This is a genomic window from Endozoicomonas sp. ALB032, from assembly GCF_049310125.1.
Taxonomy (GTDB): Bacteria; Pseudomonadota; Gammaproteobacteria; order Pseudomonadales; family Endozoicomonadaceae; genus Endozoicomonas_A.
This window is the reverse complement of record NZ_JBLYNW010000001.1, coordinates 1779311-1790267: the sequence shown is the minus strand read 5'-3', so window position 1 is coordinate 1790267 and position 10957 is coordinate 1779311. Positions and strand designations below refer to the sequence as shown.

The window sequence follows — 10957 nt, the reverse complement described above, 5'->3', positions numbered from 1 at the left end:
GACACCCATGACTAGGAGCCTGACCGAGAATAGCGCCCGTAGCGAGGACGGCAGAAAATTGAGTATGAAAATTCGGTTTTGTGAGGAGAATAGCGAGCTATTTGACGAACAAAAGCGGATTTTCAGACCAATTTGCTGCCGCCGCAGTAGGGCAGTCTATTCTCGGTCAGGCTCCTAGGAGGTATTACCGCATCTGGGGGGTCCGATGGGGTGGTACCAGTCTTGTGTACTTATTGATAATTGAGTCAGACGGCATGGCCGTTGTCTGTATAACTAGAAAAACAGGGTCTTATGCAGTTTTCTGTCGTTTTGCCCGTCCTGGGTATTCTCTTGATGCTATTCAGCTTCTCCAGTCTTCCACCTCTGGCAGTGGCGATGATCTATGGGGAATCTGAAATTTCACTGTTTTTATATACTTTTTTTCTGACTTTTCTTATCGGTTTCTTATTTTGGTTTCCCTTCAGAAAAATTAAATCGGACCTTCGCCCCCGTGACGGCTTTATTATCACTGTTCTTTTCTGGGTGGTCCTGGGAGGCATGGGTTCCCTGCCACTTTTATTAATGACAGACCCGGGACTCAGCGTCACTGATGCCCTATTCGAGTCCATGTCGGGCCTGACCACCACTGGCGCTACGATACTGACGGGCATCGATCACCTGCCCAAATCGATCCTCTTTTATCGCCAGCAACTGCAGTGGCTGGGAGGCATGGGGATCATTGTTCTGGCTGTCGCTATCATGCCTATGCTGGGCGTCGGAGGGATGCAGCTTTATCGGACAGAAACGCCGGGACCTATAAAGGACAACAAGCTGACGCCCCGAATTAAAGAAACCGCGAAAGCACTCTGGCTGCTCTACGTGACATTAACGGCAGTGTGTGCCCTGGGTTACTGGCTGGCAGGTATGAACCTTTTTGATGCTGTGAGCCATAGCTTTTCGACCATAGCCATTGGTGGATTCTCAACCCACGATGCCAGTATTGGCTATTTTGAATCACCACTGATTAATGCCACGGCTACTTTCTTTATGCTGGTAGCCGGTATTAACTTTGCCCTCCACTTTTTCGCCTGGCGCAATAAATCTACTTACCATTACTGGAAAGACCCTGAGTTTCGCACTTACCTGCTGATCCTTCTGGTGGTTTCATTGATTACAGTGGCAGGCCTCTACTTCTCTGCCACTTATGATCTGGCAGACTCCCTCGATTACGGTATTTTTGAGGTGGTTTCTGCTGCCACGACGACCGGTTATGCCACCAGCGGTTTCTCAGCCTGGCCAACATTCCTGCCACTTCTTCTCTTTATGACCAGTTTTATCGGGGGATGTGCAGGCTCGACGGCAGGAGGGATTAAGGTGATTCGTGTACTGCTGATCTTCAAACAGGGTGTAAGAGAACTTCGTCGTCTGGTTCATCCTAACGCCGTTTACTCCATCAAACTCGGTGGCAAGGCTGTTCACAGCCGAGTCGGTGAGGCGGTCTGGGGGTTCTTTGCCGCCTATGTATTCCTGTTTGCCGTTATGATACTGGCTGTGATGGCAACGGGTGTTGATTTGACTACCGCTTTTTCTACCGTCGCTTCCAGCATGAATAACCTGGGCCCCGCCCTGGGAGAAGCCGCCGAAAACTACAGCACGCTTCCTGATACCGCGAAATGGATTCTCTGTTTTGCCATGCTGCTGGGTCGTCTGGAAATCTTCACACTGCTGGTACTATTCACACCCACATTCTGGAAATACTGAGACGGGAAAAGTTATTCACAACAGCTAACAGCTTATCCACATTTTCTTCAGAACTCCATGATCCTGTCCCGTGGAGTTTTCCGGATATTATTACCCTCTTATTCACAACGACCTCATTTCCAGAGGGATACAACGGTATCCGCTCCAGAGCCAAAACGTTATAATCCGCTGCTGTTTCCAGAAAATTAAAGCCTAATTTGAGCCTCCATGAGGTAGTACTGTGACTTCTCAAAGCACGCCTGATATCAAGACATTCCAGGGCCTTATTTTGGCCCTTCAGCAGTTCTGGGCTCGCCAGGGCTGTGTCATTATGCAGCCGCTGGACATGGAAGTGGGTGCAGGCACCTTCCATCCAGCGACGTTCCTTCGCGCTATCGGTCCGGAAAACTGGAATTCTGCCTATGTGCAGCCCAGCCGTCGTCCAACAGATGGTCGTTATGGTGAGAACCCAAACCGTCTTCAGCACTACTATCAGTTTCAGGTGGTAATGAAACCTTCTCCGGATAACATTCAGGAACTTTACCTGGACTCCCTGAGAGAGCTGGGCATTGATCCACTGGTGCATGACCTTCGCTTTGTAGAGGACAACTGGGAATCCCCCACACTCGGCGCCTGGGGTCTGGGCTGGGAGGTTTGGATGAATGGCATGGAAGTCACACAGTTCACCTACTTCCAGCAAGTGGGTGGTATTGAGTGCTATCCGGTGACTGGTGAGATCACCTACGGTCTTGAGCGTCTGGCCATGTACATTCAGGGTGTTGATAACGTCTACGATCTGGTTTGGACTGAAGGCCCACAGGGCACAGTATCTTATGGCGACGTCTTCCATCAGCAGGAAGTAGAGATGTCTACTTTCAACTTTGAACATGCTGACACTCAGGAACTGTTCCATCAGTTCGATTTTTATGAAGGTGAATCAAGACGTCTGGTCGAAGCTGGCCTGCCTCTGCCTGCCTATGAGTACGTCTTGAAAGCTTCCCATACATTCAACCTTCTGGACGCCCGCCACGCCATCTCGGTGACAGAGCGTCAACGCTTTATTCTGCGAGTCAGAACGCTCGCCAGAGCTGTAGCCAAAGCCTACTTTGACGCTCGCCATAACCTCGGCTTCCCGCTGGCCAGTGAGGATATCCGCTCAGAAGTTCTGGCCAGTCTGAAAGACAGCAAGACACAGGAGAAGAAGTAATGAGTCAGAAAGATTTCCTGGTCGAGCTGGGAACAGAAGAGCTGCCTCCAAAAGCGCTTAAAAGCCTTTCCAATGCTTTCACTCGCGGCATTGTTGATCGCCTGAAGAGTGCTCAGCTGTCTTTTGACAGTTATGAAGCCTTTGCCGCACCTCGTCGTCTGGCTTTGCTGATAAAAGGGCTGGAAACGGCTCAGCCTGATCAGCAGCTTGAGCGCCGCGGCCCTGCTATAAAAGCCGCCTTCAACGCAGAAGGCAAGGCCACTAAAGCAGCCGAGGGTTTTGCCCGTTCTAATGGAGTGTCTGTCGACCAGCTGGAGAGGCTGGAAACCGATAAAGGTGCCTGGCTTGTCTATCGTGGGGTTCAGCAAGGTTCCGACACCACTCAACTGCTGCCAGACATGGTCAGTCAGTCTCTCAATGAACTGCCTATTCCCAGGAGAATGCGCTGGGGTGCGCAGCGCACCGAGTTTGTTCGCCCTGTCCACTGGTTAGTCATGCTAATGGGTGGAGAGGTAGTCAATTGCGAAATTCTGGGCCTGAAATCAGGTAACCAGACTCGAGGCCACCGATTCCATGGGAACCAGCCTCTGACCATTAACCAGCCTGCCGATTATCAGAACCTTCTGAAAGAACAGGGTAAGGTGATGGCTCTCTTTGAAGAAAGACGCAGTCTCATTAAAACACAGGTAACGGAGCTGGCTGCCGGATTAGGTGGCGAAGCGGTTATCGATGAAGACCTTTTGGATGAAGTGACCGCTTTGAATGAGTGGCCTGTTGCTCTGTCCGGTCGTTTTGATGAAGAATTCCTGGAAGTCCCTGCTGAAGCCCTGATTTCTTCCATGAAGGAGCATCAGAAGTATTTCCACGTCCTGTCAAAAGAGCTATCTCGGGAAGGAACATTGCTTCCCCATTTTATAACCATTGCAAATATCGAGAGCCTGAAGCCTGAACACGTAGTATCCGGTAACGAACGGGTAATAAGACCTCGCCTCGCAGATGCCAAATTTTTCTTTGATACAGACAAAAAAAACACGCTTGAAGCACGCAGGGAGACCCTGAAACCCATCGTTTTCCAGGCACAGCTGGGATCGCTATTCGATAAGAGCGACCGCATTGCAAAACTGGCGGGTTTTATCGCTAAACAGGAAGGTGGGCAGGAACAGCTGGCTGTCCGAGCCGGAGAACTCTGCAAATCAGATCTGACTTCAGAAATGGTTTTGGAATTCCCGGAGCTGCAGGGCATCATGGGGCAATACTACGGTGCAAACGATGGTGAACCACAAGAGGTATGCGTCGCTCTGAACGAACAGTACATGCCACGCTTTGCAGGTGATGAGCTACCCTCTAGCCTGACAGGTTGTGCCGTAGCGATTGCTGACAAAATCGATACCATCACCGGCATCTTTGGCATCAATCAGCCACCTTCAGGCAATAAAGATCCGTTTGCTCTGAGAAGGGCCACCCTGGGTGTCCTGCGAATTATTGTTGAGAAGAAGCTGGATCTGGACCTGCGTGATCTCATTAATCAGTCTGTCGAAGGTTATCAATCACAAGGGGTTGAGCTGCCAGCAGCCAGCGGAAAAGCTTTAGCAAATAATGAAGAGCTGGCAGAAACTGTTCTGGATTTCATGCTGGAGCGTTTCCGCTCCTGGTATCATGACGAACAGATTCCTGTTGAAGTCTTCCTTTCTGTTAAGGCCCTGAAACCATCCCGCCCCTTCGACTTTGATCAACGTGTCAAGGCAGTGCATCGCTTTAGTCAGATGGTCGAAGCCGAAACCCTTTCTGCAGCCAACAAGCGTGTTTCCAACATTCTGGCAAAAGCCGGAGATCTGGTCATTCCTGACTCCGTTGACCCTGCACTGATGACAGAAGCCGCAGAAAAGGCTCTGGCCACAGCGCTGGCCGACAGTAAAGAAAAAGCTGCACCGATTCTGGAACAGAGACAATACACAGTCGCTATGGAAAGTCTGGCGCCACTGAAGGACTCTGTAGACCGCTTCTTTGATGAAGTATTGGTCAATGCTGAAGATCAGCAGGTTCGTTTGAACCGCTATGCTCTTTTGAAACAATTACGCAGCCTTTTCTTACACGTTGCGGATATTTCATTACTGTAGGTTGCACTCGGGACTGCCTTTGTTGCAGAAATTCTGACTAAAGCTTGATAAAGTGGAGTGCGGCATTTATGCCGCACTTTTTCTATCTTTTGGAAAAGTTTTTCAGGTATGAAGCCTGCTGACTGAAATTATGAGTAAACTGATCATTCTTGACCGCGACGGAGTCATCAATAAAGACTCCGATCACTACATTCGTTCGGTGGCTGAGTGGATTCCTCTACCAGGCAGTATTGAAGCCATCGCCAGACTGAGCAGGGCAGGGTATTCCATTGCCATTGCAACCAACCAGTCAGGCCTTGCCAGAGGTTACTTTACTCAAGAAACCCTTGAGGCCATGCATCAGAAAATGCTGGATCTGTTAGCCTTGGAAGGAGGCAAGATAGATTGTATTCGATACTGCCCCCATGGCCCTGACGATCAATGTCGCTGCAGAAAGCCTTTGCCTGGCATGATTGAACAGATCGAAGAAGCCCTGAACATACCCGCATCATCTGCCTGGGTGGTCGGGGATTCTCTCAGAGACCTTCAGGCAGGGCAGGCAATGGGGTGCAATGTAGCTCTGGTGAAAACCGGCAAGGGTGTCAGAACGATGAATAAAGGGGAAGGCCTCCATAATGTACCAGTATTTGAAGACCTGGCTGCATTTACCCGCTTTATTCTCGAACCGTCACAGGTCAGTATTCAAGGATAAACAAGATAGGTTTTAAATGACATTCGTCGTTCAATATATAAGAACAGCGTTATTTTATTTTCTGCTGGCCACCTTCACCGTTTTCTGGTCCATTTTACTGTTTTTTGCTATTCCTTTTGTTCCTGTTAATAGACGCCACAAATTATTGGTGAAGTACTGGGCGATGATGGCTATGGGACTGGCCAGATTTATCTGTGGGATAAAGTATGAAGTGCACGGGAAGGAAAATATTCCTGATACACCCTGTGTCATGATCAGTAATCACCAGAGCACCTGGGAAACCTTTTTCCTGCAGATGCTTTTCAGTCCTCAGGCTCCGGTTCTTAAAAAAGAGTTATTTAAGATTCCATTCTTTGGCTGGGCAATCAGACTCATTAAACCGATCGCTATTAATCGCGATGACCCCAGGGCCGCATTAAATGATGTAGTAGAGCAGGGTACTGATGCCTTACACAACGGTCGTTGGGTTCTTATTTTTCCGGAAGGAACCCGCAACCCTAATGGTCAGTTAGGCAAATTTTCAAGAGGTGGTGTCAATCTGGCAAGAAAGGCCGGGGTTAATGTACTACCCATTGCCCATAATGCTGCTGCTTGCTGGCCTATGAACAGCTTTCTGAAAAAGCCCGGTACCATTCAGCTTCATATAGGAACGGTCATAGAAACCACAGACAGGACGGCGCTGGAGATTAATAATGAGGCTCGGAACTGGATTGCCAATACACTCGACAACATGAACGGGAAATCGAAACAGGTTTAAACAAAAACATCATTCATCACCGGGTATAGGGTAACAGGTGATGAATGATTTAGAGCCTTATCAAATGAGTATCAGGCAGCCATGTGTTTTTCAATCAATTGAATTATGATATGAATGACTTTGATGTGAATTTCCTGAATCCGGTCTGCATAACCAAAGTGGGGCACCCGGATTTCTATATCCGCCAGACCGTCCATTTTCCCACCATCCTTACCCGTCAGAAGAATCACTTTCATCCCTTTTTTTCGGGCTGCTTCAATCGCTTTTAAAATATTGCCAGAGTTACCACTGGTACTGAGCCCGAACAGTACATCACCTTCAAAGCCTACACCTTCAAGATAACGTGAGAATACATAGTCATAACCGTAATCGTTGGAGACACAGGACAAGTGACTGACATCAGAGATAGCAATGGCCGGGTAGGCAGGGCGGTTATCACGATAGCGACCAGTCAACTCTTCAGCAAAGTGCATGGCATCGCAATGGGAGCCTCCGTTACCACAGGAGATAACCTTTCCACCCTGCTTAAAGGATTCCGCCAACAGGCTCGCCGCACGGTCTATGGCATCAATACAGGTTTCATCATTGAGAAAACGCTCCAGAACCTGCTGGGCTTCTTCGAGTTCTGCACGAATTACTGAATGGTTCATGGCTATCAACTGTCGAATCAGAGGCCTAAAGTATACTGCTGATACATTAACGGCGCAGCATAACTTTATTTGCCCGGAAGAGGATTAATAGATTGGGCTCAGAGCCACTTTTCATGGCCCCCTGAGACCCTGTGAGGATGAGGTATTAAATGTCGAGATTAGCCACGTTCAACGCATTAGACTCAATAAAGTCTCTTCGAGGCTCAACCTGATCACCCATCAATGTATTGAAGATCTGGTCAGCTGCAATAGCATCTTCAATGGTCACCTTCAGCATTCTTCTTACTTCCGGATCCATGGTGGTTTCCCAAAGCTGTTCGGGATTCATCTCACCCAGACCCTTATAGCGCTGAATGTTGTGGCGTTTGGTCGATTCAGTCATCAGCCATTCCAGACCTTCCTCAAAGCTTTCTATCGCTTTTTTGCGCTCACCTTTCTGGATGAATGCGGTCTCTTCCAGCAAGCCTTGTAGCTTGGCTCCCAGGGCTTTGATAGAGCCGTAGTCTCCGGAACCAAAGAAGTCGACATTCCAGATATATTCAGTTGGCACACCGTGAGAAATGATAGTGACCTTGGGCAACCACACCTGATGCTCACGGTCTTCAAACAGCTCAAAGCTCATCTCACGACCAGCCAGCTTCAGCTCCTGAATGCGAGTATTCAGGGTATCCAGCCAGGACTGCATTTTTGTCTGGTCTTTCAGGTCTTCCTGGGAAACTGCATCCAGATAAATCATCTCTTTCATGATTTCAGAAGGGTAAATGCGAGACAGACGCTCAATGGTTGCAATGACTTTTCTGTATTCTTTTACCAGAGATTCCAGAGCTTCATCACCAATACCCGGTGCATTTTCATTGACATGCAGTGTGGCATTTTCCAGTGCAGACTGGGTTAAATAGTCATCCAGTGCAATATCGTCTTTCAGGTATTGCTCCTGTTTGCCTTTCTTCACTTTATAGAGAGGCGGCTGAGCAATATAGACATAGCCATTTTCAATCAATTCTGGCATCTGACGGAAGAAGAATGTCAATAGCAGGGTTCGAATGTGAGAGCCGTCAACATCAGCATCGGTCATGATGATGATGTTGTGGTAGCGCAGTTTCTCAATATTGAACTCTGTGCGACCAATGCCACACCCCATTGCGGTAATCAGGGTACCAACCTCCTGGGAGGAAAGCATTTTGTCAAAGCGTGCTTTTTCAACGTTCAGGATCTTACCTTTCAGTGGCAGGATGGCTTGTGTTTTCCGGTTTCGACCTTGTTTGGCAGAGCCCCCCGCAGAGTCACCCTCCACTATGTAAAGTTCGGAGAGAGCAGGGTCTTTTTCCTGACAGTCAGCCAACTTTCCGGGCAGTCCAGCTATGTCCAGAGCGCCTTTCCTGCGGGTCATTTCACGGGCCTTACGGGCCGCTTCACGGGCTCTGGCTGCATCCAGCATCTTGTTTACAACCGCTCGGGCTTCTTGTGGGTTTTCCATCAGATAGTCCGCAAGATAACTGCTCATCTCCTGCTCAACAGCTGTTTTCACTTCAGAAGAAACCAGCTTGTCCTTGGTCTGGGATGAGAATTTGGGGTCTGGAACCTTGACCGAAATAATCGCTGTGAGACCTTCACGAGCATCATCACCGGAAGTGGAAACTTTCTGGTTTTTAGCAAAACCTTCGCGCTCAATGTAGCTGTTCAGGTTTCGGGTCAGGGCGGCTCTGAAGCCGGCAAGGTGGGTACCACCATCACGCTGAGGAATGTTATTGGTGAAGCAAAAAATGTTTTCCTGAAAGCCATCATTCCACTGCAATGCCACCTCTACACCAATGCCATCTTCCCTTGTTTTTGTGAAGTGGAAGACCTTGTTGATATTGGTCTTATTGGTATTCAGATATTCAACGAATGCACTCAGACCACCGTCATAACGGAACTGATCTTCTTTACCTGTACGCTCATCAATCAAGCGGATAAAAACACCAGAGTTCAGGAAAGAGAGCTCTCTCAGTCTTTTTGCCAGAATGTCATAGCTGAACTGAATATTGGAGAAAGTCTCCTCAGAAGGTACAAAATGAACCTCTGTACCGCTCTTTTCAGTCTCTCCTATCACCTTCATAGATTCCTGTGGAACACCGTGAGAATAGACCTGCTGATGAACCTGACCATTCCTGCGAATGGTTAACTTGAGCTCTTTGGAAAGGGCGTTTACCACGGAAACACCAACACCGTGCAGACCACCAGAGACCTTATAGGTGTTGTCATCAAACTTACCGCCGGCATGGAGTACCGTCATGATCACTTCTGCGGCGGAGACACCTTCTTCTTCGTGGATATCTACAGGGATTCCCCGACCGTTATCACGAACGGTAATGGATTCATCCGGATGGATAATGACGGCAATTTCATCACAGAAGCCTGCCAAGGCTTCATCGATCGAGTTGTCTACCACCTCAAAAACCATGTGGTGAAGGCCGGTACCATCATCGGTATCACCAATGTACATGCCCGGGCGCTTACGAACTGCATCCAGACCTTTCAGCACTTTAATATTGGACGCATCGTAATTTTGTTCACTCATACTCTTTCTCCAGCGATTCAGTCTGGCGAATCTCACGCCCAGATTCCAAGTTCACAGATCCCTGTTTCACGTGAAACACTTTCAGATTGATTTCAGGCTCCCAGCAATCCACCAGTGCGCCCGGCTCTACGCAGGTAATAAATACCTGACTCTGCATATTCTGTAATATCTTGCACATAGCTTTTCTGTGGGGAGCGTCTAGCTCTGAAGGTAAATCATCCACAAGAAAAACACACTGGCTACGGGTCATTTTTGAAAAGAGATAGCCTTGTGCCAGCTTTAACGCACAAACGACTAATTTCAGCTGACCACGAGAAAGAATATCAACGGCATTACTTCCTTCCAGACGCACCCTTATATCTGCTCGTTGTGGCCCTGATTGTGTGTATCCGGTCTGAAAATCACGAACTGTATTTTCTTTTAACACCTCAGCCAGACGTCGTTCTCTGTCCCAACCCCGGTAATAACTTATCTTGATATCACCCAGCGAGGTCAGCTGGTTTAGAACATCCTGAAAAACGGGTGTCAGTTGATCAAAGTATTGCTGTCTGAGTTGATCTACAGCCTCAGCCGCTTTTACCAGTTCCTCATCCCAGACAGACAGCTGAGATGAGTAGGATGAACCCGTTATTTTACCATGCCGAAGCAAACTGTTCCGCTGTTTAAGCACTTTTTGAGTTCGCTTCCAAAGAGGTAAGAATTCATGGTGTTTCACGTGAAACACCCCCCAATCAAGAAACTGTCTTCTTTGCTTGGGTGAACCTTCCAAAAGTTTGAAAGTATCGGGATTAATAATTTGTAAAGGTAGAAGTCTGGCCAACTCGGACGTTGACTTAAGCGTTTCACCCGCGACCCGAATTTGAAAATTCTCTTCTTCCATATCTCGGGAAACGCCAACCGGTATCAGTCGGTCATTATTGGATTGAATTTGCGCAAATACCGTGCACTTACCTTTTTTATGACGAATGACCGGCTTAAGTCTGGCACTTCGAAAAGATCGAGCCAAACCCAAGAGATGAATAGACTCAAGAATACTGGTTTTTCCACTGCCATTAAGACCGTAGAGAATATTGATATCCGGGGAAGGGGAGAAGGTAGCGGATGCCAGATTCCTGACATCCTTAATCATCAGCTTGTGAATCGTCATCGGCTTGAACAAACCTCAGAGATGAGACTTTTCACAACGGCTTTCAATGATAAGAGGACCTTTTTTTCTGAAAAGACCCAGAACACTAAAAAGGCCTTCAATGATGGTA

General features: G+C 48.1%; 8 protein-coding genes. 5 read left to right on the top strand and 3 right to left on the bottom strand.

Going from position 1 to position 10957, the window contains the following annotated elements:
• Positions 1–291 precede the first annotated feature (291 nt).
• From ACO6VG_RS06030 to ACO6VG_RS06010, 5 genes are all read left to right on the top strand, one after another.
• Complete coding sequence (locus ACO6VG_RS06030) at positions 292–1740, top strand: TrkH family potassium uptake protein (RefSeq protein WP_422136082.1); 1449 nt, start codon at positions 292–294, stop codon at positions 1738–1740.
• A 220-nt stretch (positions 1741–1960) separates the two neighbouring features.
• Positions 1961–2926, top strand: coding sequence for a glycine--tRNA ligase subunit alpha (gene glyQ, locus ACO6VG_RS06025; RefSeq protein WP_422136081.1), 966 nt, complete (start codon positions 1961–1963; stop codon positions 2924–2926).
• Positions 2926–5043 carry a glycine--tRNA ligase subunit beta gene (gene glyS, locus ACO6VG_RS06020; RefSeq protein ID WP_422473148.1) on the top strand — a complete coding sequence of 706 codons (2118 nt, stop codon included), beginning with the start codon at positions 2926–2928 and terminating at the stop codon, positions 5041–5043. The genes glyQ and glyS overlap by 1 nt, the downstream gene beginning before the upstream one ends.
• A 130-nt stretch (positions 5044–5173) precedes the next feature.
• Positions 5174–5734, top strand: a complete 561-nt coding sequence (gene gmhB, locus ACO6VG_RS06015; protein ID WP_422136079.1) for a D-glycero-beta-D-manno-heptose 1,7-bisphosphate 7-phosphatase — start codon at positions 5174–5176, stop codon at positions 5732–5734.
• A 16-nt stretch (positions 5735–5750) separates the two neighbouring features.
• Complete coding sequence (locus ACO6VG_RS06010) at positions 5751–6491, top strand: lysophospholipid acyltransferase family protein (protein ID WP_422136078.1); 741 nt, start codon at positions 5751–5753, stop codon at positions 6489–6491.
• A gap of 71 nt (positions 6492–6562) precedes the next feature.
• Here the strand turns inward: ACO6VG_RS06010 and lpcA are convergent, their stop codons facing one another.
• The 3 genes from lpcA to recF form a co-directional block, all read right to left on the bottom strand.
• The gene (lpcA, locus tag ACO6VG_RS06005) at positions 6563–7141 is read right to left on the bottom strand and encodes a D-sedoheptulose 7-phosphate isomerase (protein ID WP_422136077.1); all 579 of its coding nucleotides are present in this window, start codon (positions 7139–7141) and stop codon (positions 6563–6565) included.
• A 145-nt stretch (positions 7142–7286) separates the two neighbouring features.
• Positions 7287–9701, bottom strand: a complete 2415-nt coding sequence (gyrB, locus tag ACO6VG_RS06000; RefSeq protein ID WP_422136076.1) for a DNA topoisomerase (ATP-hydrolyzing) subunit B — start codon at positions 9699–9701, stop codon at positions 7287–7289.
• Complete coding sequence (gene recF / locus ACO6VG_RS05995) at positions 9694–10848, bottom strand: DNA replication/repair protein RecF (RefSeq protein WP_422473146.1); 1155 nt, start codon at positions 10846–10848, stop codon at positions 9694–9696. Before recF ends, gyrB begins: the two co-directional genes overlap by 8 nt.
• Positions 10849–10957 lie beyond the last annotated feature (109 nt).

Coding starts and splice junctions, on each gene's coding strand:
- ACO6VG_RS06030 (WP_422136082.1), top strand. CDS start 292: ATGCAGTTTTCTGTCGTTTTGCCCGTCCTGGGTATTCTCTTGATGCTA.
- glyS (WP_422473148.1), top strand. CDS start 2,926: ATGAGTCAGAAAGATTTCCTGGTCGAGCTGGGAACAGAAGAGCTGCCT.
- gmhB (WP_422136079.1), top strand. CDS start 5,174: ATGAGTAAACTGATCATTCTTGACCGCGACGGAGTCATCAATAAAGAC.
- ACO6VG_RS06010 (WP_422136078.1), top strand. CDS start 5,751: ATGACATTCGTCGTTCAATATATAAGAACAGCGTTATTTTATTTTCTG.
- lpcA (WP_422136077.1), bottom strand. CDS start 7,141: ATGAACCATTCAGTAATTCGTGCAGAACTCGAAGAAGCCCAGCAGGTT.
- gyrB (WP_422136076.1), bottom strand. CDS start 9,701: ATGAGTGAACAAAATTACGATGCGTCCAATATTAAAGTGCTGAAAGGT.
- recF (WP_422473146.1), bottom strand. CDS start 10,848: ATGACGATTCACAAGCTGATGATTAAGGATGTCAGGAATCTGGCATCC.